19 protein-coding genes are annotated in these 22,829 nt (G+C 44.9%); 14 read left to right on the forward strand and 5 right to left on the reverse strand.

Going from position 1 to position 22,829, the window contains the following annotated elements; genetic code table 11:
• Positions 1–94: 94 nt before the first annotated feature.
• The gene (locus OCV56_RS09305; RefSeq protein ID WP_086713546.1) at positions 95–1,078 is read left to right on the forward strand and encodes a DUF3187 family protein; all 984 of its coding nucleotides are present in this window, start codon (positions 95–97) and stop codon (positions 1,076–1,078) included.
• A gap of 89 nt (positions 1,079–1,167) precedes the next feature.
• On the opposite strand, the gene OCV56_RS09310 is transcribed toward OCV56_RS09305, so the two are convergent.
• Entirely contained in the window at positions 1,168–1,911 is a 744-nt protein-coding gene (locus OCV56_RS09310) for a sporulation protein (protein ID WP_086713547.1), read from the reverse strand.
• A gap of 447 nt (positions 1,912–2,358) precedes the next feature.
• On the opposite strand from OCV56_RS09310, the gene hutC reads away from it, so the two are divergent.
• From hutC to OCV56_RS09340, 6 genes are all read left to right on the forward strand, one after another.
• A complete protein-coding gene (hutC, locus tag OCV56_RS09315; RefSeq protein ID WP_086713548.1) occupies positions 2,359–3,072 on the forward strand; it encodes a histidine utilization repressor in 714 nt (237 codons plus the stop codon).
• A gap of 113 nt (positions 3,073–3,185) precedes the next feature.
• Positions 3,186–4,436: an imidazolonepropionase gene (hutI, locus tag OCV56_RS09320; protein ID WP_086713549.1), complete on the forward strand. Its 1,251-nt coding sequence runs from the start codon at positions 3,186–3,188 to the stop codon at positions 4,434–4,436.
• Positions 4,423–5,451 carry a formimidoylglutamase gene (hutG, locus tag OCV56_RS09325; RefSeq protein ID WP_086713550.1) on the forward strand — a complete coding sequence of 343 codons (1,029 nt, stop codon included), beginning with the start codon at positions 4,423–4,425 and terminating at the stop codon, positions 5,449–5,451. Before hutI ends, hutG begins: the two co-directional genes overlap by 14 nt.
• An 84-nt stretch (positions 5,452–5,535) precedes the next feature.
• The gene (gene hutU / locus OCV56_RS09330; protein WP_048615115.1) at positions 5,536–7,230 is read left to right on the forward strand and encodes a urocanate hydratase; all 1,695 of its coding nucleotides are present in this window, start codon (positions 5,536–5,538) and stop codon (positions 7,228–7,230) included.
• Between the two features lie 14 nt (positions 7,231–7,244).
• Complete coding sequence (hutH, locus tag OCV56_RS09335; protein ID WP_048663594.1) at positions 7,245–8,777, forward strand: histidine ammonia-lyase; 1,533 nt, start codon at positions 7,245–7,247, stop codon at positions 8,775–8,777.
• Between the two features lie 226 nt (positions 8,778–9,003).
• Complete coding sequence (locus OCV56_RS09340; protein WP_050052978.1) at positions 9,004–9,729, forward strand: DUF3581 domain-containing protein; 726 nt, start codon at positions 9,004–9,006, stop codon at positions 9,727–9,729.
• 129 nt (positions 9,730–9,858) lie between these two features.
• Here the strand turns inward: OCV56_RS09340 and OCV56_RS09345 are convergent, their stop codons facing one another.
• Both OCV56_RS09345 and ydiJ read right to left on the reverse strand, forming a co-directional pair.
• On the reverse strand, positions 9,859–10,320 hold the full coding sequence (locus OCV56_RS09345) for a methyltransferase family protein (protein ID WP_086713551.1): 462 nt from the start codon (positions 10,318–10,320) through the stop codon (positions 9,859–9,861).
• A 67-nt stretch (positions 10,321–10,387) separates the two neighbouring features.
• Positions 10,388–13,423 (reverse strand): D-2-hydroxyglutarate dehydrogenase YdiJ, encoded by a 3,036-nt coding sequence (gene ydiJ / locus OCV56_RS09350; RefSeq protein WP_086713552.1) that lies wholly within the window; start codon positions 13,421–13,423, stop codon positions 10,388–10,390.
• 222 nt (positions 13,424–13,645) lie between these two features.
• On the opposite strand from ydiJ, the gene OCV56_RS09355 reads away from it, so the two are divergent.
• From OCV56_RS09355 to OCV56_RS09385, 7 genes are all read left to right on the forward strand, one after another.
• Positions 13,646–14,329: a DUF3334 family protein gene (locus OCV56_RS09355; RefSeq protein WP_086713553.1), complete on the forward strand. Its 684-nt coding sequence runs from the start codon at positions 13,646–13,648 to the stop codon at positions 14,327–14,329.
• A gap of 208 nt (positions 14,330–14,537) precedes the next feature.
• A complete protein-coding gene (locus tag OCV56_RS09360) occupies positions 14,538–15,227 on the forward strand; it encodes a DUF2786 domain-containing protein (protein ID WP_086713554.1) in 690 nt (229 codons plus the stop codon).
• Positions 15,228–15,343: 116 nt separating this feature from the next.
• A complete protein-coding gene (locus tag OCV56_RS09365; protein WP_019821864.1) occupies positions 15,344–16,009 on the forward strand; it encodes an OmpA family protein in 666 nt (221 codons plus the stop codon).
• Between the two features lie 158 nt (positions 16,010–16,167).
• Positions 16,168–17,268, forward strand: coding sequence for a tetratricopeptide repeat protein (locus tag OCV56_RS09370; RefSeq protein ID WP_086713555.1), 1,101 nt, complete (start codon positions 16,168–16,170; stop codon positions 17,266–17,268).
• Between the two features lie 165 nt (positions 17,269–17,433).
• Positions 17,434–17,622 carry a hypothetical protein gene (locus OCV56_RS09375; RefSeq protein ID WP_004733419.1) on the forward strand — a complete coding sequence of 63 codons (189 nt, stop codon included), beginning with the start codon at positions 17,434–17,436 and terminating at the stop codon, positions 17,620–17,622.
• A gap of 326 nt (positions 17,623–17,948) precedes the next feature.
• Positions 17,949–18,356 (forward strand): SulA-like leucine-rich domain-containing protein, encoded by a 408-nt coding sequence (locus OCV56_RS09380; RefSeq protein ID WP_086713556.1) that lies wholly within the window; start codon positions 17,949–17,951, stop codon positions 18,354–18,356.
• Positions 18,357–18,608: 252 nt separating this feature from the next.
• Entirely contained in the window at positions 18,609–19,712 is a 1,104-nt protein-coding gene (locus OCV56_RS09385) for a phosphoribosylaminoimidazolesuccinocarboxamide synthase (protein WP_086713557.1), read from the forward strand.
• Positions 19,713–19,817: 105 nt separating this feature from the next.
• Here the strand turns inward: OCV56_RS09385 and OCV56_RS09390 are convergent, their stop codons facing one another.
• Positions 19,818–20,195 (reverse strand): transporter, encoded by a 378-nt coding sequence (locus OCV56_RS09390; protein ID WP_086713558.1) that lies wholly within the window; start codon positions 20,193–20,195, stop codon positions 19,818–19,820.
• A 203-nt stretch (positions 20,196–20,398) separates the two neighbouring features.
• Entirely contained in the window at positions 20,399–22,813 is a 2,415-nt protein-coding gene (locus OCV56_RS09395; protein WP_086713559.1) for a DEAD/DEAH box helicase, read from the reverse strand.
• Between the last annotated feature and the right edge of the window lie 16 nt (positions 22,814–22,829).

Genomic DNA, 22,829 nt, shown 5'->3' on the forward strand with positions numbered 1-22,829 from the left:
CCTCTCTTGAAGCACTCTAATCCAACATGGGGGTTTCGATTTAGTCATTTAGAACTAAGCTATAGATAAGTGACGGAATACGGATGAGGTGCATATGGAGAGACAAGCTACTTTTATATCGTTAATACCCTCTTTGCCGTTAATCATAACTGCTGCTATTTACACTCCAGCGGCTTGGGCCAATAAAGATTACGGCCCCTTAATCAGTTATACTCAAGCACCATTGCAGTCTGTTCGTCTCACTCCGGCACTTCGCTCTGGCTTCCCCCTCAAAGAGAATAAAGTTGAAATATTTACCGCCTTAACTGCCGCGAGTATCTGGGCCAATTCCCACGACTACCACTTAGACTATTATCAGAATCAGCTTCACACTGGTTTGCGATGGCAATTAACTAAAACGTGGCAAGTAGAATTCAATTACCGTTACCTTTACGCTGCCAACAATCACCTAGATAAAATCACCATCAACTTTCATGACCTATTCGACATCGACCAAGCAGGACGCGATCGTAAAGAACGGCATCAATTTGATATTCACGCACCAGACCACGACATCAATATTAGAGACTTCTCCGGCGATACGCTGACTAGTGCTTTCACCCTCTACACTCAATACCAAATCATAGACCTTGAAAACCACGGTTTATCCTTTGGTGTATCCCTTTATCACAACAATGTCAGCCACGGTGCCTTTGAAGGAAGTAGCTCCGAGCAAAGCGCTCAATTCAACTATGCCTACCAACTCGATATCAATACCTTTTACACAAGCTTAGGGCTCGCCAATCAGTCAAATCGAGATGTAGAGAATGGCTTTGCACATAAGAAAACAACATGGTCATGGATGGGCGGCTATCAACTCACACTATTTGAAAATCATGAGTTGCACCTTGAATATAGATGGTATGAAGGCGCAGAAGATGGAGAAACCGAGTTTTCAGAATCAGCGAATGAAATGATGTTTGGATATCGATATGTGATGCAACGCTCGGCAGTCGAGATATCCATAATCGAGAACATCTTCAACATGGACAATTCCACCGATGTTGCCTTCCAATTAGCCTATCGTCATCAGTGGTAACCATATTTCGGATCGAGCATATAAAACAAAAAGCCGAACATTTGAGTTCGGCTTGGAAGTCTAAGTTGTATCTATATAAGTCAGAGCAACTACGCACTCATGATTCTTGAGACGGCGTTGCGAATGTCTGAGTCAGCCGCGTTTGCAGGCAAGCTGAATGAGATGTATTGGTCGCCACGGAAGCTCATTGAGCGATCGATTTCTGCTAGACAGTGAACCATTGAACCTTCAACGATGAATGACAGCTCGATCTCTTTATTATTCATGAAACCGCCGCTGCGAAATTCAACCTCTTGGTAACAGCCAGAGCGAGAAGCGAAGCTATTGCCTTTCAAGAAGCCCTTCTCTACGTCTGCTTTCACCATTGCCATGCCCGATGCTTCGACACCTTGGATAATTTTAGCGACCGTTGGCAGTGGGTGAACAGAGATAAAATCGCGGTCTTTAGGGTCAATCGCGAAGCCGATATCTAGGTTGGTTTCTACCCACACGTGACATTGATTCATTTTTGCGTTCAACGCGGTGACTGGCGTTTCATCATTCAGTTTAAGACGGAATGGAACCAGTTTAGTTTCGCCCGGTTGAATAATGAAAGCCTCTACGGCTTGAATACGACCCAGTGAAAAAGTTTCGTAGCTGGTGCTGTCTTCCGTTTCAACTTTCACTTCTGTGTTAAGAACCAAGTTGATCAGGTCAATTTGTTGCTCAACGTCGCCGCCAACAATGTGAACATTGCCAGACAACTCTCCACCTTGGAAAACGTCAATATTATCTAAGACAGTATCAACCTTTGCTGCACCTATACCTAGCGAGGCCTTTAATTTCTTAAACATATTCTTTCCCTTTGTAATTATTTGATTAACTAGGGCGTGTTGACCTTTCGTGGTTGAATTTTGTTCGAGATAAAAGCGTTTTAATCGCGGCGAGGGAGAAGTAGCCTAGTCATTCTAAGCAAATCTCCCTCAACAAAGAGTAAAACGCTGTTAGCCGAACCCTTCGGGCAGCGTTTGCTGGTCATTTCTACTGCGTTATCGGCTTCTCATGTAGGCTAGCTACACATCAAAGCCTCTGTCTTGTATAAATAACCAGCAAATCGCTGCAAAAACCAGCTCGAAAGATCAACATGCCCTAATAGTTATTGCGTGACAATTTGCGACACTTGCCCCACAGAATCAAGCAATTTGCCCCATCTATGTTGAATAAGGTCACATTACCCGAGGAAATGTTGAAATCGTGAAAAATTCCGTTACTCTATTTGTATAGTCAAATAAGGTTTCATTATGTCGAAAGCGCCGCTCTACCTTCAGATAAAACAGTTCATAGACGATAAAATCAGCAATGGTCATTGGCCGGTGGGCTATCAAATCACCACGGAACTCGAACTCACAGAACAGTTCAATGTAAGTCGAATGACGGTCAATAAAGCCATTCGAGATCTGGTGTCTGAAGGCAAGCTCATCAGGAAGCCAAGGCTAGGCACTTTTGTGTGTGAGCCTGACGAAAAAGCGCAATCTCCACTGCTTGATATCAACAACATCGCGCAAGAGATCAAAGACCGAGGTCAAACGTATACTAGCCAAGTGATCAAACACGATAGCATCAAGGCTGACGAAAACACCGCCACACGGTTAGGCGTGATGATTAACGCAGAAGTATTTTATAGTGAAATCATCCACTTTGCGGACAACACACCGATACAATTGGAAGCGCGCTGGGTGAACTCACAAGCAGCTCCCAAATACCTAGAACAAGACTTTTCAACCTCTACACCCAACGAATACCTTTCAAAAAGCTGCCCGTTGAGTGCGATTGAACACACGGTTGAAGCCATTATTCCAGACTCTCAAATCAGAACGTCACTAAAGCTTTCTGAATCAGAACCTTGCCTTCTTTTGAATAGAAGAACATGGAGTAAAGAGCGCCTCATCAGCTTTGCATTGCTCTACCATCCAGGTTCTAAGTACAAATTAAGCTCCAAGATACTCCTAGATTAAAGAACATCATCCTGATCGCCGATCACATTTTTGCAACATCAACTTGATTCGGGTCAGCGTTTAGCCTATTTATTTGTATATACATTTAATGTTTAGCAAAAATCTAGGTGATTATGAATTTGATCCTCAAAAACGCACGAGTGGTCTCCATGAGTTCGGGAACCGATGGTTATCAGCCGTCTTCCCCTCAAGATATCGTTATCGAAAGCGGTAAAATCGTGTCCATGTCTCGTTCAAACCACGAAGCACTTGCTTCTGAATTAGAGCAATCGAGCTTTGATGATTCTTTGGATTACGTCACCTATGACTGCAAGAACAAGCTAGTAACACCTGGATTAATTGATTGCCACACTCACCTCGTATTTGCGGGTAATCGGGCCAATGAATTTGAGCAACGTTTGAATGGTGTGTCTTACACCGACATCGCCAAGCAAGGCGGCGGTATTCTAGCGACAGTCACCGCGACACGAGCAGCGCAAGAGTCTGAACTGGTTGAAATGGCATTACCGAGACTCGATGGCCTACTAAGAAGTGGCGTAACCAGCATCGAAGTAAAATCGGGCTATGGTTTAACGCTTGATGATGAGCTCAAGATGTTACGCGCAGCGAAAGCGTTGGAGAATCACCGCCGTATTAAGATCACCACCACTCTCCTTGCAGCACATGCTGTACCGCCTGAATATAAAGAGCAACCGGACAGCTATATCGATCTGGTTTGCCAAGAGATCATTCCTAAAGCGGCCGAACAAGGCCTAGCCGATGCGGTCGACGTATTCTGTGAATCTATCGGCTTCAACCTAGAACAAACCGAACGTGTATTTGCAGCAGCCAAAAAGCATGGGCTGGCGATTAAAGGTCATACTGAACAACTTTCTAATTTGGGTGGCAGTGCGCTTGCTGCGAAGTACGGCGCTCTTTCTGTCGACCATGTTGAATACTTAGATGAAGCCGGAGTCAAAGCACTCGCAGAGTCAGGAACAGTCGCTACGTTGCTTCCCGGTGCTTATTATTTTTTGAAAGAGACTCAACAGCCGCCAATTGCCCTACTTCGTGAACACAACATTCCAATGGCAATCGCGACCGACTTAAACCCCGGCACTTCTCCTTTTGCTGATTTAACGCTGATGATGAACATGAGCTGCACGCTATTTGGTACGACTCCCGAAGAAGCGTTGCGCGGGGTGACTTGTCATGCTGCCGCTGCCATTGGCGACTCACAAACCAAAGGCAAAATCGAAGTGGGTTATGCCGCTGATTTGGCTATCTGGAATATCGAGCACCCTGCTGACTTAAGCTATCAAGTCGGTGTTCCTCATCTTCATAAACGTATTGTTAATGGTGAGGTGTGTCATGACTCAATCTAAGTCCAACGGCATTCAAAAGAACACAATAACCGTGCATGATTTTGTATGGAGTGGGCGTAATGATCTTGAAGATGGCGCACTTGGCACACGCGTACATCACATTACCAAACAAGTGCAAAGTATTGATTTAAGTAACGAGCTTACTGATGACGCTATCGCTTTGGTTGGCTTTGCCAGCGATGCTGGCGTTGCCAGAAATAAAGGGCGCGTGGGCGCGAAGCAAGCACCTAATTTGATTCGCCAAGCGTTGGCGAATATGGCTTGGCACAGCGATACACACATCGCTGATCTTGGCGATATCGAGTGCAATGATGGCCAGCTCGAAGTCAGCCAAAAACAGTGTGCATCTGTGATTGCTAATGCTTTATCAACCAACAAAGTGATTACCCTTGGCGGTGGTCACGAAGTGGCTTGGGCATCATTCCAAGGCCTCGCTGAGCACCTAAATAAAATTCAACCAAAGCGCAAACCTAAAATAGGCATCGTTAACTTTGATGCTCACTTTGATCTTCGTGAATTTGAAAGCGACATCGCTGACGTCAAACCAAGCTCAGGCACACCGTTTAACCAAATAAGTGACTACTGCCAAACGCATCAATGGCCGTTTCATTACGCTTGTCTTGGTGTGAGTGCTGCTAGCAATACCAAAGCGCTGTTTAACAAAGCCGACCAACTGGGCGTTTGGTATGAACACGACCGCAACATGACCCAAGTAAACCAAATCGCTCAACTGGTTAAGTTGCAAAAATTCATCGCTGAGTGCGATTACCTCTATCTCACCATTGATCTTGATGTTTTCCCCGCAGCTACGGCGCCGGGCGTAAGCGCACCAGCAGCAAGAGGCGTGAGTTATGAGGCGATCGCTCCTTTTTTAGAACAGATTTTCAAACACAGTGAAAAACTTATTATCGCGGACATTGCGGAATACAACCCAGACTACGACGTCGATGGCCAAACGGCTCGATTGGCGGCTCGTTTGTGTTGGGATATTGCCAGTGCAATGGCCAGCGACTAATCCAGCTATACCGATAACTACAACTACAACTACAACTACAACTACAACTACAACGATATAACGTGAAACAGAAGGAATTCCAAAATGACGGAACACCACAACAGTGACCCTCGTCTCGACACTACTCGCGAAATTCGCGCACCTCATGGCACCACTTTGCGCGCTAAATCTTGGTTAACAGAAGCACCACTGCGTATGTTGATGAACAACCTAGACCCTGATGTGGCAGAACACCCACATGCACTGGTTGTGTATGGCGGTATTGGTCGTGCTGCGCGTGATTGGAAATGTTATGACAAGATTGTTGAAGTACTAGAACGTTTAGAAGACGACCAAACGTTACTTGTCCAATCAGGTAAGCCTGTAGGTGTGTTCCCGACTCATAAAAACGCACCTCGCGTACTGATCGCTAACTCGAACCTTGTTCCACACTGGGCGAACTGGGAGCACTTCAACGAGCTCGATAAAGAAGGCTTGATGATGTACGGACAAATGACCGCCGGTAGCTGGATCTACATTGGCTCACAAGGCATCGTTCAAGGTACTTACGAAACCTTTGTCGCTATCGCGAAGAAGCACTTCCAAGGTGAAGCGAATGGCAAGTGGGTTCTAACTGGCGGCCTTGGCGGTATGGGCGGCGCTCAGCCTCTTGCTGCAACTATGGCTGGCTTCTCAATGATCGCGGTTGAATGTGATGAATCACGAATCGACTACCGCTTACGTACTGGCTATGTAGACAAAAAAGCCACCAGCTTAGATGAAGCGATGGCTATGATTAAAGAGTCAGACACACCTATTTCTGTTGGTTTATTAGGTAACGCAGCAGACGTATTCCCAGAGTTGGTAGAACGTAACATCACGCCTGACGTAGTGACCGACCAAACGTCTGCCCACGATCCACTGAATGGCTATTTGCCGCAAGGTTGGACGATGGAGAAAGCCGCACAAGAACGCACCATTGATGAAGCAAAAGTAGTGAAAGCCGCTAAACAATCGATGGCAATTCAAGTTCAAGCGATGCTAGACCTGCAATACCGTGGCGCTGCGACCGTAGATTACGGTAACAACATTCGCCAAATGGCACTGGAAGAAGGCGTGGAAAACGCGTTTGATTTCCCAGGGTTCGTTCCAGCTTATATTCGACCATTGTTCTGTGAAGGTATCGGTCCATTCCGTTGGGCTGCACTGTCTGGTGACCCAGAAGATATTTACAAAACAGACCAAAAAGTAAAAGAACTGATTCCAGATAACCCTCATCTACACAACTGGCTAGATATGGCACGTGAACGCATTCAGTTCCAAGGCCTACCTGCTCGTATTTGTTGGGTTGGCTTGAAAGATCGTGAACGTTTGGGCCAAGCATTCAATGAAATGGTTAAGAATGGCGAACTTAAAGCACCAGTTGTTATCGGTCGTGACCACCTAGATTCGGGCTCAGTAGCAAGCCCGAACCGTGAAACAGAAGGCATGATGGATGGATCAGATGCCGTATCAGATTGGCCTCTATTGAACGCCCTTCTAAATACTGCAGGCGGCGCGACATGGGTCTCACTGCACCATGGTGGTGGTGTTGGCATGGGCTTCTCACAACACTCAGGTATGGTTATCTGTTGTGACGGCAGTGAAGATGCATCGCAACGTATTGCTCGTGTACTTCACAATGATCCAGCAACTGGCGTTATGCGTCACGCAGATGCGGGTTACGATATCGCCAAGCAGTGTGCTAAAGAACAGAAGCTTGATTTACCTATGCTAAACGAAGAACTTCGTCGCCTTTAATATCTGGAGAGAACATGTTGAATTTATTACTTAAACCAGGACTTCTAGGCCTATCTGAACTGCGCAAGATTAGCCGTAGCCCTGTGAACTTATCACTCGACCCTGCTGCAATCCCAGATATTGAAGCAAGCATGCACGTTGTCGAACAAGTGATCGCTGAAGATCGCACTGTGTATGGCATCAATACGGGGTTTGGCTTACTAGCAAATACCAAAATCGCTCCTGAAGATTTAGAAGTGCTGCAGAAAAGTATCGTACTTTCTCACGCAGCGGGCATCGGCAAGTTCATGTCTGATGAAACGGTGCGTTTGATGATGGTGCTCAAGATTAACAGCTTGTCTCGCGGTTACTCTGGTATCCGACTCAAGGTGATCAATGCACTTATCGATCTTGTGAACGCTCAGGTTTACCCATGTGTACCACAGAAAGGCTCAGTAGGTGCATCTGGCGACCTTGCTCCCCTTGCCCACATGAGTACCGTTCTATTGGGTGAAGGCCAAGCACGTCACAACGGCAAGATCATCACCGGTTTAGAAGCAATGCAGATCGCAGGCTTAGAGCCAATCACGCTAGCACCTAAAGAAGGTTTAGCGCTGTTAAACGGTACTCAAGCATCAACTGCCTTTGCATTAGAAGGTCTATTCGCAGCTGAAGACCTGTTTGCGTCTGCGACTGTGTGTGGTGCGATGTCTGTTGAAGCAGCACTCGGTAGTCGCCGCCCATTTGACCCTCGTATTCACCGCGTTCGTGGTCATCGTGGCCAAATGGATGCAGCGCTTGCTTACCGTCATATGCTTGACCAAAAGAGTGAGATTGGTGAATCACACACTTGTTGTGAAAAGGTTCAAGACCCTTACTCGCTGCGTTGTCAGCCTCAAGTAATGGGCGCTTGTTTACAGCAAATTCGTAATTCAGCTGAAATTTTAAATGTTGAAGCGAACTCAGTATCGGACAACCCGCTGGTTTTCGCTGACGATGGTGACATTATCTCGGGTGGTAACTTCCACGCAGAACCCGTCGCAATGGCTGCCGATAATCTTGCACTGGCCATTGCCGAGATAGGTAGCTTGTCAGAGCGTAGAATGGCGCTGCTGATTGATAGCGCACTAAGTAAACTTCCACCGTTCTTGGTCGATAATGGTGGGGTGAACTCCGGCTTTATGATTGCTCAAGTAACGTCTGCTGCACTTGCTAGTGAAAACAAAACCTTGGCTCACCCGGCTTCAATAGACAGCCTTCCGACATCAGCAAACCAAGAAGACCATGTATCAATGGCCACATTTGCAGCACGTAGACTTAGATACATGGCTGAAAATACCCGTGGGATATTGGCGGTCGAATATTTAGCAGCAGCACAAGGGCTAGACTTCCGAGCTCCGAACCTATCTTCTCCTCGTGTGGAAGAAGCAAAACAAATTCTGCGTGAAAAAGTCAGCTTCTACGACAAAGACCGATATTTTGCACCAGACATTGAACAAGCTAACCTGTTACTCAAGTTATCTGTTCATAATCACTTAATGCCAGAAGGTACTCTGTGTAGTTTTTAGTGCTCAAAGACTTTCGTCGACACTAATTAAAGTGTCATATAAACAAGGGCTATTGATTAGCCCTTGTTGCATTGAATCTAAACCCCTATTCCCCTCAAAATCGTCACATACCATCCAACGTATTTATCTAATCGACTGATATATAAGCAAAGTTAACTGGATAGACCATTAGAACGAAGTTAGTTAGTTATAATCCACCCCAGATTTGATGACTAATAGCGATACTATGTTTCTGACACCTTACTTTTCTACTGAAAACAATCAATTTCAATTCACTCGTGAACAAGCTAGCCACTTTGCTAAAAAAGTAGCCGCTGACTTCAACCCAATTCACGATGAAGACAACAAGCGCTTTTGCGTGCCTGGCGATCTTCTGTTTGCAGTACTTCTGCAAAAAGAAGGCATCAGCCAAAAAATGCGTTTTGATTTTTCAGGTATGGTAGGTAACGGTATTGCACTAAGCGTTGACAACAAGTGTGAGAAAGAAAGCTCACTGGTTGACGAAAAAGGCAAAGAGTACCTGCACATGTCTTGTGAAGGTGAGAAAAGCCACGATCAAGCATTCATCGAACACGTAGTAACAAACTACGTTAAGTTCTCTGGTATGAACTTCCCACACATCATGGTTCCTCTTATGGAAGAGCAACAGATGATGATCAACTGCCAACGCCCTCTTGTTATTTACGAGAGCATGGAAGTTGAATTTACTCGCCTAGACCTATCTCACCCAGAAGTTGAATTTTCTGGTGCTACTTTTGACGTTGAAGGTAAGCGTGGCATCGTGACACTGAACTTCGATTTCAAAGAAGACGGCGAAGTTGTCGGTAAAGGCGTGAAGCGCATGGTAGCAAGTGGCCTTAAGCCATACGACCAAGCTTCAGTCGACGACCTAGTAAACCGCTTCAACGAGCGTAAAGAGATGTTTCTAGCTCAGTTCGCAGCGGCTGCATAATCAGCATTCTTATTTACACACCACGTGATGTAAATAACTCTAGAACAAGATCATTAAAGCCCAGCTTGGTAATCTCAAGCTGGGCTTTTTTATTTCGATTCCGTTTACACCAAGCTACTCAATCTAGGCTTAAACCCAACGCCTAACCTTTTGTTTATAATCAACATATTCCGCACCAAACAATTGCTCTAGAGCTCGTTCCTCTGGCTTGATTTGAAATTGATTCATGTAAATCACGAACACAAAACTGAGTAAAATACTGAAGATGTTTTGAAAGTAGTAGCCAACGCAAAACAGTAAAATAAATAAGCCTAGGTACATCGGGTTTCGGGTGTAACCGAAGATGCCGCTGTCTACGACTGACGACGCTGTTTCGACTTTGATCGGATTAACGGTAGTTTTCTTTTTTCGAAACTCCCAAACACCAGCCAATCCAATAGCGCCGCTCAATGTGATTCCAACACCTAAAACAAAAAGCTTGTAAGGCAATACTATTGCCGCTGAACTTAACTGCTGAGCGCAGAAATAAGACGCAACTATTACCAATATAAACAGAGCAACCGGTGGGACTTTCAACTCAAGAAATTTCATAGCTTTCCTTATTAACAATTCCATTGTTAGTTTAGAAAAAAGCCCAGCAATTGCTGGGCTAAATGTATTAAAGAATTTTTGCGAGCACCTGTAATGGATGGGCAAGTTTCTCACCCTCAAAACGCTTCACTTGGCTTCGACAGGAATACCCCGTCACTAAGCAACGCTCTTTCGGTAAGTCTTGCATCCTTGGCTTCCAACTTAAACCGTATATATCTTTCGACATTTGCAGCTTATCGACTTCGTGTCCGAATGTACCCGCCATACCACAACAGCCGACAGGAACGCTGGTAAGTGCAGCTCCAAAGTGTTTGAAGATAGCACCCCACTCTTTTTCAGCGTTTGGCATCTTAGTCTTCTCTGTACAGTGAGCGAACAAATACCACATTTCCTCACTTGTAGAACGCGCTTCAAAGTCACCTAGCGATGGTATTAACCATTCATGCACGGTGAGCACATCAAAGTCGCCACGCTTGTCACCTAAGATCTCGACGTATTCATCGCGGTAACAAAGTACCAGAGCCGGATCGACCCCCACCAAGGGAATACCGATATCTGCCACCATCGACAAGAAATCAGACGTCGATTTGGCCTCACGTGCAAAACGATTTAAAAAACCCTTGATGTGCAGCGCTTTACCATTCGGTTTGAACGGCAGTAGTACCGGTGTTTTGCCAAGCTTTTGAGCCAGTGTGACAAAGTCTTCAATCACCTCTGCATCATAGAAACTAGTAAACGGGTCTTGGACGATCAATACATGCTGCTTCTTCTCTTCAGAAGAGAGCCCTTCTAGATATTGAATATCAAACAGCTGCAGCTCTTTGCTCGCCAAACGATTTTTCAACGTAGGCACCGACATCAAAGGTGCATCGACATAGCCCACCGTTTTCGCAGTTGCCGTTTGTACCCACTTTTGACCCAGTGCAGCGTTCACTACTTTTGGCGCTTTTGCCATCAGCGGCAGCATAGTTTCAATGTTTGCTACTAAATAGTCTTTTGCGGGGCGTTGGTAGCGTGAATAATAGATATTCAAAAATCGAGAACGGAAGCTCGGTACATCGACTTTAATAGGACATTGGCTCGCACACGCTTTACACGCAAGACAACCGTTCATCGCTTCGTGTACTTCGTGTGAGAAGTCGTACTCATGGCGTTTGTTGATCGTGTTACGAACACGCTCAATCATAGTCTTAACGGGAGTGTTGTCCTTCAGTGCTTCTTGTTCAAGGTCGAGAATATCCACGCCTTGCTCGGTTAGTTGGCGCAGCCACTCTCTGACCAAACCTGCACGACCTTTCGGTGAGTGACGACGGTCAGCCGTAACTTTCATCGAAGGACACATTGGTGAGCTCGTATCGTAGTTGAAACACAAACCGTTGCCGTTACACTCCATCGCTTGCTTAAAGCTGTCACGAACTTGAACGTCGATCTGACGATCATAAAAACCACGCTTAGTATCGGTTACTTTCACCAACTCAGCATCACTTTCTAAAGGCGTACAGATCTTGCCTGGGTTCATCTTGTTGTGCGGGTCGAATGCCGCTTTAACACGTCTTAGTTCGGTAAACAGATCTTCACCAAAGAAGTCAGGGCCATACTCAGATCGGAAGCCTTTACCATGTTCGCCCCACATCAGGCCGCCATATTTCGCCACCAGCTTGACCACTTCATCAGAGACTTCGTGCATCAAGGCTTCTTGCACCGGATCACACAGATCCAACGCTGGACGAACGTGCAAAACGCCAGCATCAACGTGACCAAACATACCGTAGTTCAACTCTTTTGAATCAAGCAGGACCCTAAACTCAGCGATGAAGTCAGCCAAGTTTTCAGGTGGGACACAGGTATCTTCAGCAAAAGCGACCGGTTTAGCTCGGCCTTTCGCCGCACCTAATAGACCAACCGCTTTCTTACGCATGTTGTAGATTCGGCCAATGCTCGCCAAGTCGCTACACACTTGGAAGCCAATCACACCGGCTTCTTCGCTTTCAACCATGGTTTCAAGGCGTGCAGTCAGCGCTTGAACTTGTTGTTCAACTTCCGCTTCATCTTGGCCTGCAAACTCAACCATGTTGATGCCAAGCATCTCTTTGTTCGGAACGTCCATCAGCAGGTCGCTCACGGTGTGCCAAACAATGTCTTGCTTCGCTAAGTTCAATACTCTTGAATCGACCGTTTCAACAGAGAGTGCTTTCGCCTCAACCATAAATGGCGCATTACGCAGCGCAGAATCAAACGTGTTGTATTTCACGTTAACCAGAGTTCGCGCTTTAGGAATCGGGGTTAGATTGAGCTTTGCTTCAGTGATGAAGGCCAAAGAGCCCTCTGCGCCACACAGAACGCGAGTCAGGTCAAAGCTGTCATCTTGTTCGTTGATCGCATTCTTTAGGTCATAACCTGTTAAGAAGCGGTTCAACGGTGGGAATTTATCTAAGATTTGAGTGCGCTTGTCTCGACAAACCGCCTCCGTCACGGCAAGTGCATGGTGAGCGAGCTCACCCTCAACAGGTAAGCCGTGTGATAAATCAGATTCTAGACATGAACCATCTGCGAACACCGCTTGCAGCGACAATACGTGGTCAGACGTTTTGCCGTACTTCAATGACCCCTGGCCCGAAGCATCAGTATTGATCATACCACCCAGTGTTGCTCGGTTACTGGTTGAAAGATCTGGAGAGAAAAAGTAACCGTAAGGGCGAACTGCATCGTTCAATTGGTCTTTAACGACACCAGACTGAACTCTTACCCAGCCTTCTTTCTCGTTAATCTCAAGAACCTTATTCATGTACCGCGATAGGTCAACCACGACACCTTTTGTTAAAGATTGTCCGTTTGTTCCGGTACCGCCCCCACGAGGGGAAAAAGTCACACGTTCGTAAGCGGATTTAGAAACCACTTTACCAATAAGCACAACGTCTTGAGTTGTTTTAGGAAGGATGACCGCCTGTGGTAATTGCTGATAGACACTGTTATCAGTTGCCACCGCCAAACGACTAGAATATTGAGATTCAATGTCGCCAGTAAAGCCCGCTGTTTTTAGTTCATCTAAAAAGCGTACGACAACTGGATCGACATCAGCATTGAGTTGAAGTCTTGGTAACATTTGCTTCCTGCCCCTACTTCGCTGATCCTATCAGCATTGGGTTATCTGAGATTTTTAATAATTTTCTTTGAATTTCGTCACTTTACTACTATTAAGATCATATAAAAAGGTGATCAAATCAGAATCTCAGTGCAAGAATGGAGAAATAGTCACTTTCGTCTTAATTCGGTAGTAATATACTGGATAACATTTTGTTTAAGACATCTCCACGAGCACATCACAATGAAAAAAAACAAAACAGTCACAACTGAAGATATCCTTCTTAAGCTATGCCAATCAGTCTCAAGCGTACTCACTTCAGCGACGGCTTCTCAGGTGTCCTATTCAGCCATGGTTCAAAAGATCAACAAGACAAGTCTGAAGCCAGATTTTGGTTGTTTCGTTCTTTTTGACGGCGGTTTTTCTGGCCTTGTTGTTATCAATTTTACGTCCAAAGCAGCATTAGAGATCTACACTAATTACATGCGCAATATGGGCATGCCTGAAAATGAATTAGCAGTGCTGCACACGTCTGATGAGGTAGGTGATGTTCTAGGTGAACTAATGAACCAGCTAGTTGGTGATTTCACCAATAAGATCCGTAAAGAGCTGCAAACCAACATCACACAAAACCAACCGAAAATGCTAGCGCTAAACAAGCAAGTGAACCTATCTGTTGATACCAACCTAGATCGCCCACAAGCTCGCCGTGTTACCTTCTCCACCGCCAATAACAACATCTTCTACCTTGAGCTTGCGATGGATAAGACAGAGTTCATTCAATTGGAAGAGTTTGAAATCGCAGAAGACGAGTGTCCAGACAGCATTCTTGAAGCTACTCAGAAAAAAATGCAGGAAGGCAATAAGCCAGCACAAAGCTCTGGCAACGATTCAGCAGCCGATCTGCTTGATGAACTGGGTATCTAGTTTGCGAGTGCGCTAATCACTCTGAAAAATCGTGTCACTAACGCCATCAATACGCTTGATGGCGTTTTTGTTTATGTCACCAAGCCGCTCATACCGTCCAATGTTCACCGCCTCTCTTGTTCATCAAACCAGTTTTGCCTTTCTGTTACCTGCGAAAACATGTAAAATGTCGGACTTTTAAAAATTTGCGGTAATGATTAAGTAGTCGATGGATAAGAAAAAAGCCCTAAAGAAAATTGCCAAGTGTCTTGAGCTTGGAAATTCTGCGAACGTCAATGAAGCTGCCAATGCAATCAAAATGGCGCATAACTTGATGCTGAAATATGGTCTTGAAAAAGACGATATTGAATTTATCAAGATGGGCAAGACTCAATCCAGTCACCTGTTACCTGCAAATATCAGCTCTACACTGCTGCGTGTTATTCGCGGTATCAACACCAAATTTGGCGTAGAAGCCGTGTTACTGAATCACAAAGGCCTCAAGCGTGTTGAGTTCATTGGTGAAGCCGATCGCGCTATTTTTGCAGCCTTTGCGTTTGATATTATCTATCGTGAACTCAATGAGCATACTGGCCAATTCCGAAATAGTTTTGCCGGTTCTGGAACAGGTACATTAGAAGTAACACGTCGCGTGAATTCATTTGTGTCGGGCTGGGTAGAAGGTGCGCTTGAAAAGCTACCTACCATTACTCCAGACGACGAGTCGAACAACAAGATCAATAACTACATTGATAAAGAATTTAAAAATATCGACCGCGAGACCTTCAAGCAACAACTCAGAGAAGCGATGAAAAACCTCACCGCCGATTATGAAGTTGGCCTAAAAAAAGGTCGCAAATTGTCTGTTAATCGACCAGTTGCCGGTGCACAAGCACCTAAAAAGATATCTAAATCATAGAGCCGCTTTACATTGCTTCAGCGTATTGATAAAAACCATCAATCGGGCCTACAGGACTATATGTTTGTCATTCGTAATCCATACGTTTGACAGAAGTACATGATGGAGAAAATACGTTGAAAAAAATCACACTAGCCCTAGCGCTTACTGTCGCACTTACGGGTTGTCAGGCAACTCAACGCCAAAACGCAACAACTGGTGAATCTGAGACTAACTCTGCAACTCAAGGCGCTCTAATTGGTGCACTTGCTGGTGCCGTTGCCGGTGCTGCTACTGGTGATTCTAAAGACCGTGGTAAACGTGCACTGATTGGCGCAGCAGGTGGTGCAGCTGTTGGCGGTGGTATTGGTTACTACTTTGACCGACAAGAAGCAGCACTTCGTGAAGAGCTTATGAACTCTGGCGTTCAGGTAGAACGTGTTGGTGAGAATCAACTTCTACTGCGCCTAGAAAACGGCATCGGTTTTGATTCTGGTTCTTACGCTTTGGAATCAAGCATTCACAACACACTTCGTGGCGTTGCGCGTATCTTAGTTGAATACCCTGACACTAGCCTAGTGATCGAAGGTCACACTGACAGCACTGGCAGCGAGTCGACTAACCAAATCCTTTCAGAGCGTCGTGCTGAATCTGTTCGTGCATTCTTGATCTCTCAAGATGTAGCAGCAGGCCGTGCCATTGCTCGTGGTAACGGTGAACGTTACCCTCTATGTGACAACAACACCTCTCAAGGTCGTGCTTGTAATCGCCGCGTAGAAATCCAAATCTTGCCGCTTAAGTAGCACCATTAAAGCCCAGTCAGTCTTTATCTATTGAATTAACCTCTATATAGTTGTTTGTCAGTTGTAGCGCTTATCTTAAACGTTACAACCTAACTGTCAGCCACATAGCGTATTCATACTGATATATCGGCACTGGGCTTTTTTACGAGACTTATCTTTTGCTTATCCTATCCAACGTTTTGTCATCGTCACTTCTTAGAACTTTATTTCTAGCCTTCCTCTTTTCCACAATACAGTTGTCCACCACACATTTAGTGCATGCGGCAAGCAGCGATGAATTTTCACCAGAATCACAATCTCAAGACGCAGGATCTCAATACCAATTGGCCCAAGTATATGAATTGGGAACTGATGTGGCTAAAAACATCGATGACGCATTCTATTGGTACTCGCAATCTGCAGACAATGGCAATGCAGATGCGCAATTTAAACTCGGTGAGTGGTATTTGGCAGGTACAAGTGTCGAGCAAGATAACAAACAAGCCTTAGAGTGGTTTATCAAAGCAGCGTTGCAAGGCAACAAGCAAGCGCCTCTAGAAGTCGCAAAAATCTACGAATCCTCACTTGAGAAGGAACTACTTCAACCACTAGATGCCGCGCAGTTATGGTATGAAGCAGCCTTAAAAGATAATCCACAAGCAGAAGATGGTTACAACCGTATTTTAGAAGCGCAATTCAACCAGCAACGTGCAAAGCAGATCTCTTCGATTGAGAAGCTCAACGACAACGTCACAACTGAAGCCAGTACGAATCAGGGGCTATCTAATCAAGAGCGATCAAGCACTTTCCCTTCGGCTCCGCCATACGAAGAGCAGGCGACACATTCTAACCTAACGTATTCAGACTATCTGATTGGCATAGTCTTGGCCGTGTTGATTTCAATTATCAGCATCATTGCAGCTCTCGCTATCTCAAGAAAAAGACAAGATCTAAAGTCAGGTGATTCGCTAAAGCAACAACAATCACTTGAAGCACAGCTTAACTCGAAGGACCTTACGATTAAGCAGCAAAAACGTCAGCTACACACTATGTTCCACGAATTGAAGAAACAGAAAAACAGCAAAGGCTTGAATAGTTTGCAAGTGGCCTGCGCGCTATTTGGCTACACGCCTAGCTCAATTCCTGACCAGAAAAGCATCAAGATCCGATACAAACAACTATCAAAGATCTACCACCCAGATGGTCACGGATGTGACGAAGAAATGAAACGTTTGAACAATGCGCTAAAAACCATCTTACAAAATGTTACCAAATCGTAAATAAACACACATTTTCATTTTCCAAGATCTCAAAGATATCGATTTTATTGGTGTTGCAATCGATCCCCCTCTCAAAAATGGGTAACAAACTATTAACTAATAGGTCTTACTTGTGTCATAATTTGCGCCGAAAATACACCTGACTTAAACAGGTGAGGAGAGAATATGTTCACAATAGAAGGCGTTTGTGATTGGTGCAAAAAGCCAAGCCTAGTTAAAAAGCACGACTACCTAGATGGTAAGTGTCATCATGCATGTAAAGAGTGCAATGATATTGCAACCATTGATGTTCGCCAGTTCAACATTGGTGAAATGGAAATGAGAGCAAAACTCTCCCAAGCGACATTGAGATAAGCAACACCGTTGAAATATAAGAAAGCGCCTAAGGCGCTTTTTTTGTGCCTATTGTTTTTAGATCCTTCCTCTCTTCTATACAGGTGTATACAGTACTTTTCTGTAGAAACCACTGTATATACCTGTATAAAGCTCACATTTTTTCAACTTATGAGACAAAACAGCAAATTCATTCAAATTTAATTTTACCTTCAATTTCAACTGGTTAGTTACAACCCATTCGTAACTCTAGATAAAATCGTCCAATAATTCCTCAAAAAACGCTTGATCTTATAAGCAACAAAAACTACTGTATACACATACAGCATGTATATAAGGACAGCAAAATGATTCAAGCACACGTTAAAGCACAACACTCTAGCCCGCTAATTCACGGCGCATTTGCATCAGCTTCTCGCTCAATTCATCATTCTACTGATGAAGCGTTATTTGCAAAAATGGCGTTGCTGTCCAATCAACATCAATGGCTACTATTCACGGCTCAAACACCAAGGCCATCCGCTAAGCAGCTGCAGAAACATAACGTATGCTGCGACCGCGTTATTCATATGAAAGCTTCTCACCAAATGACCGAAGCAGAAACAGTAGAGAAAGCGATCCGCTCTAAAAATGCGAGTGCGATAGTTGCTAGCTCATCGATTGATCAGTTCAGCCAACAGTACCTAAGAACCTTAGGGTCACGCTTTCAATGTGAAGTCTTCTTCATGGATGCCAACTCAGAGCGTATTCACTAAACCAACTTGCTTAATAACATTTTGGCTCAAAAACATAGCTCAAAAACACAGTCCAAACATACTGCCTTCCCCTGCCCTACAATTCGCCAATTTTTAGCGGATAGTTAGGCGGGGGGTTTTATTTGATTAACAGATTTAGCAATCGTTTGCTTTTTCTCTGGAAGCAAACAGTAGATTGGGTATAATGCCCGTCTAATCATGTGCACACCGCACTTCTCTGTATGACGTTTGATAAAAGATAGGAATGTCTAAATGAGCCTTGCTGATCAAGTTCTTGCCGTAAATGATGACCTACCAATCCGTACTGATAAACCTGTCCACAGTGGCAAGGTTCGCTCAGTCTACTGGTTAACTGAAGAAGATAGCCAACGACTAATTAAAGAGAAAGGCTACGACGTAGCACCAGATGCGCCTTTAGCTATCATGGTGATCAGTGACCGTATCTCTGCGTTTGATTGTATCTGGCGCGGTGAAGGTAATCTTAAAGGTGTTCCAGGTAAAGGAGCAGCTCTGAATGCTATCTCTAACCACTGGTTTAAATTGTTTAAAGACAATGGACTTGCTGACAGTCATATTCTTGATATTCCTCATCCGTTCGTTTGGATTGTACAAAAAGCTCGCCCAGTAATGATTGAAGCGATTTGTCGTCAATACATCACAGGTTCTATGTGGCGTGCCTACGCAAATGGCGAGCGTGAATTCTGTGGTATTGAAATGCCAGAAGGCCTAGAGAAAGATAAGAAACTACCAGAGCTACTGATCACGCCTTCAACCAAAGGGATTTTAAAAGGTATTCCCGGAGTACCAGAAGCGGACGATGTGAACATCACGCGTCAGAACATCGAAGATAACTTTGCAGCCTTCAACTTTACTCAAGCGAGTGACATTGCGCATTACGAGAAGCTGCTAAAAGAAGGCTTCAATGTGATCAGCCAAGCACTCGCGAAAGTCGACCAAACCTTTGTTGATACAAAGTTTGAGTTTGGTTATGTAAACGATGCTCAAGGTAAAGAAAAGCTTATCTACATGGACGAAGTCGGCACTCCGGATTCATCTCGCATTTGGGATACTCAAGAATACAACAACGGCAACATCGTCGAGAATTCTAAAGAAGGATTCCGCCAGTTCCTGCTCAACTATTTCCCGGATGCAGACATCCTACTAAACAAAGAACGCATGCCAGAGCGTGAAGCACTAGCTCGCGACAATGAACTGCCTCTTGATTCACTAATGTCTCTGTCTCGCACTTACCTTGATATCGCAGCGAAAATCACAGGTGCGGAGATCGTACTGAGCGAGAACCCTAAGCAAGAGATCATCGATGTATTACGTTCCGACTACGGCCTGATCGATTAATTACGCGTTATTTTACTATCGCTGAAATACAAAAAGGGCCTCAATAATGAGGCCCTTTTTACATGTACGCTTTACTGTTCTTTGAGAGAGATTCTAGGCGTAAAGTTACAGCCTAATTGTGAACTCTTCTCCAGTATTACCCGCAATCACTAAATGACTGCGCGATTCAATATACTCGATCTGCTCTTCTTCAAGAGAGTATGGCATAACCACTTTGAGTTCATTGATCCCTTCCAGCTTAGCTAGCTTAAGTAAGGTAACAATGTTCGACTCATCACTTTTACGCGTAGACATTGATTTCAATGCCATCTGCCATAAGCGATCCTCTGGGGTGCCCAGCTCTTTAATGCTATCTCGCCAGACGGTACTGAATACTGGCGCAATTGTGGTGAGAGCTTCCAGAAAAGTCCATTTTTTACTGCATGAGGCGCCAAGAAATGTTGTGTAATCGAACTCTACACGCGTCTCTTCCTGTTTATCCATGATGTCCCCCGACACTTTGGCAACACAATATACTCAATATCTATCAACTCTTTCTTTATAGCAATAGGATATAGAAGAATCGTCTTTTATGACCTTTTGATTGGTTAAAAAGGCATATAAAAATCAAACTTGTAACAAAATAAGCACTGAAAAGTCATATATGCACCTATTTGATTAATATTTTAGAGATAAAACTTATCCAACTATTTGATATCAATTATTCGGCTGGCTTTTTTGTACTGTATACGCCAGCCAGACCATGTCGGTAGCTCCCAACGTTTTGGCGATAACTTTCGACTACCCGATTGATAATTTACGTAAATCAGCTTTCTTGCTGGCATGTATTCTACCTCAAGTTGCAAGTCAGCAAGGCACACTGAAAACGGGTATTTTTCCGAGAACTCGTTATACAGCCAATTAGGTATACCATCAAAGGGAATATCGGCATGTTCAAACATCTCAAGCTCACTGACATCCGTTACGCCTAACACTTCGAGTTGCTCTATAAACCATAGTTCAAAGCTCAATTGCTCGATCTCTGGCGTATATTTGGTTTCCTCATCCAGCCCAAGTTTCACGTACAACTGCCAATGCTTAATCTCTTGAGCGCGCACCTCTGCAAATCCAGGAAGTTGAGCACCGCTTACCACGAGATCAACAATAGGTTTCAAAGATAACTGGCCTTCTGCCGCAACAAGTTTGGTCGTAATCGTACGGCCAGCGTACACCAATGCCATTTCGGTAAACACGCCTTCATCATTAACCACAGTTTCACCTTGCTGCCACTCTCCTAGCTCAGCATCGACGATAAGCTCAAGAGGAACAGGGGCGGTTGTGGTTGCTAAAGTCAGTGTCTGTTTTACACCTCTTCCCGATAAACTATGGGTATCAAGCACCAACATCGCTTGCGCATTATCAGGGAAACGATTCTGGCGTCCAAGTACCACCTCTAACATCCCATTGGCAAAGGCTTCTTTTCTTTTCAGTCGGCGCACAAACACCAGTTCAGGGTGCAGATTCACAATAGTCTTAAGCAGATCAATACGTTGATAACGGGACGCAACTTCTAACTGAGGAAGTTCAAACACTTCTCGCATTTGCTTCGCCAAACCTTGTGCTTCGGCCAGTGCTTGTTGGTCGATGTCTAAATGTGGATAGTCCCGGCCACGCACTATCTGAATGAGCAAACTTAAATCACAGCCCTCTTTTTCCTGTTGCGCGAGCGCTTCCAAGTGTTCGGCACTGTTCGGCAACTGATACAGGCGAGCAGGAACAGAAAGCGCAGCTGTGAGATCCACCATCGCTTCCTTGAGTGCTTTGGTTTTAATTCGGGTAACAATATCGGCATACAAAGCGTCAATAGGCAACGGATACAGCTTTTTGCCGTGCTCTGTAATTTGATGGTCGTCGTCAATCGCTTCCATTGTCAGCAAGGTTTGAGTTGCATTATTTAGCGACTTTTCTGGAATAGGGTCGAGGAAAGATAAACTCTCAAGAGTCTCGCCACAACATGCCGCAGCCAACATAGGTTCAGTCAGCTCTTCACGCTGTAATTCAGGCGGTGTCACCAATTCCAACGCAGCATGTTCGCCATACAAACGAACACAGACACCATCCATTACCCTACCCGCGCGACCCGCTCGTTGTTTGGCACTGGCGCGCGATATGGATTTCAACATCAAGGTGGCTCTGCCGTTACGCTGAACGGTGCGTCTTTCCAATCCTGAATCTATCACCACGCCAATATCAGGAATGGTTAATGAGGTTTCTGCCACGTTGGTAGCAAGAATGACCTTTCGTAAACCTCGACCATCGTCGCTATTGCCATCCTCGCTATTGCCATCGTCGCTATTGCCAGTATTGCGACCAGACAATGCGAGATCTCGTTCCTTATCACTGACCGACGCATGCAATTTAACGAGTTGGATATCTGGATTTTTCGCTAAGGCTTGTTCGCATTGCACGATCTCTTTTTTACCCGGCAGAAAAACCAACATATCGCCATACGATGCAATAAGTTGATGGTTCACTTCTTCAGCGATGCGTTGCTCTAAATGCCGACTATCCGGCAAAGTTCTGGATTCGTTCGCTCGGTGTTCAATCTCAACTTGATAAGTTCGCCCTTCACAGCTTATCCGACTCGCATTCAAATAATCTGCAAGGCGTTCACCTTCAATGGTTGCTGATGTGACGACTAAACGGTGACTCGCTTTTTGTTTCAATATCGCCACCAGCAAGTCGATGTCCCAGCGTCTCTCATGAAATTCATCCACCACAATCACATCAAAGTCAGATAATCCATCTTCTGATAACCAACGCAGCGCGATACCGGGAGTCACAAACACTACGTCCGTTTGCTCGTTGTATTCCGACTCTAGTTTGATGGCATAGCCAACTTTTGAACCCAGCTTTTCACCTGATTGTTGCGCTAAATACTTAGCCAATGACGTACAAGCAATCCTTCTCGGCTCCACCACCAAAACACGCCCATGCTGAGATGCCCAAATTGGCAAGCGCGTAGATTTACCTGATCCGGTTTCAGCCTCTACTACAAGGTGTGATTTAGCGATTTGTTCGTAGAATACGTTTTGATAAGAATCGATGGGAAGTAGAGACATAAAAGGAAGAGCCGCG

This window comes from Vibrio gigantis (assembly GCF_024347515.1).
Classification (GTDB): domain Bacteria; phylum Pseudomonadota; class Gammaproteobacteria; order Enterobacterales; family Vibrionaceae; genus Vibrio; species Vibrio gigantis.

What these genes read in the sequence shown, in the direction of transcription:
- OCV56_RS09305 (WP_086713546.1), top strand. Translation starts at nt 95, where the DNA reads ATGGAGAGACAAGCTACTTTTATATCGTTAATACCCTCTTTGCCGTTA.
- OCV56_RS09310 (WP_086713547.1), bottom strand. Translation starts at nt 1,911, where the DNA reads ATGTTTAAGAAATTAAAGGCCTCGCTAGGTATAGGTGCAGCAAAGGTT.
- hutC (WP_086713548.1), top strand. Translation starts at nt 2,359, where the DNA reads ATGTCGAAAGCGCCGCTCTACCTTCAGATAAAACAGTTCATAGACGAT.
- hutI (WP_086713549.1), top strand. Translation starts at nt 3,186, where the DNA reads ATGAATTTGATCCTCAAAAACGCACGAGTGGTCTCCATGAGTTCGGGA.
- hutG (WP_086713550.1), top strand. Translation starts at nt 4,423, where the DNA reads ATGACTCAATCTAAGTCCAACGGCATTCAAAAGAACACAATAACCGTG.
- hutU (WP_048615115.1), top strand. Translation starts at nt 5,536, where the DNA reads ATGACGGAACACCACAACAGTGACCCTCGTCTCGACACTACTCGCGAA.
- hutH (WP_048663594.1), top strand. Translation starts at nt 7,245, where the DNA reads ATGTTGAATTTATTACTTAAACCAGGACTTCTAGGCCTATCTGAACTG.
- OCV56_RS09340 (WP_050052978.1), top strand. Translation starts at nt 9,004, where the DNA reads ATGTTTCTGACACCTTACTTTTCTACTGAAAACAATCAATTTCAATTC.
- OCV56_RS09345 (WP_086713551.1), bottom strand. Translation starts at nt 10,320, where the DNA reads ATGAAATTTCTTGAGTTGAAAGTCCCACCGGTTGCTCTGTTTATATTG.
- ydiJ (WP_086713552.1), bottom strand. Translation starts at nt 13,423, where the DNA reads ATGTTACCAAGACTTCAACTCAATGCTGATGTCGATCCAGTTGTCGTA.
- OCV56_RS09355 (WP_086713553.1), top strand. Translation starts at nt 13,646, where the DNA reads ATGAAAAAAAACAAAACAGTCACAACTGAAGATATCCTTCTTAAGCTA.
- OCV56_RS09360 (WP_086713554.1), top strand. Translation starts at nt 14,538, where the DNA reads ATGGATAAGAAAAAAGCCCTAAAGAAAATTGCCAAGTGTCTTGAGCTT.
- OCV56_RS09375 (WP_004733419.1), top strand. Translation starts at nt 17,434, where the DNA reads ATGTTCACAATAGAAGGCGTTTGTGATTGGTGCAAAAAGCCAAGCCTA.
- OCV56_RS09380 (WP_086713556.1), top strand. Translation starts at nt 17,949, where the DNA reads ATGATTCAAGCACACGTTAAAGCACAACACTCTAGCCCGCTAATTCAC.
- OCV56_RS09385 (WP_086713557.1), top strand. Translation starts at nt 18,609, where the DNA reads ATGAGCCTTGCTGATCAAGTTCTTGCCGTAAATGATGACCTACCAATC.
- OCV56_RS09390 (WP_086713558.1), bottom strand. Translation starts at nt 20,195, where the DNA reads ATGGATAAACAGGAAGAGACGCGTGTAGAGTTCGATTACACAACATTT.
- OCV56_RS09395 (WP_086713559.1), bottom strand. Translation starts at nt 22,813, where the DNA reads ATGTCTCTACTTCCCATCGATTCTTATCAAAACGTATTCTACGAACAA.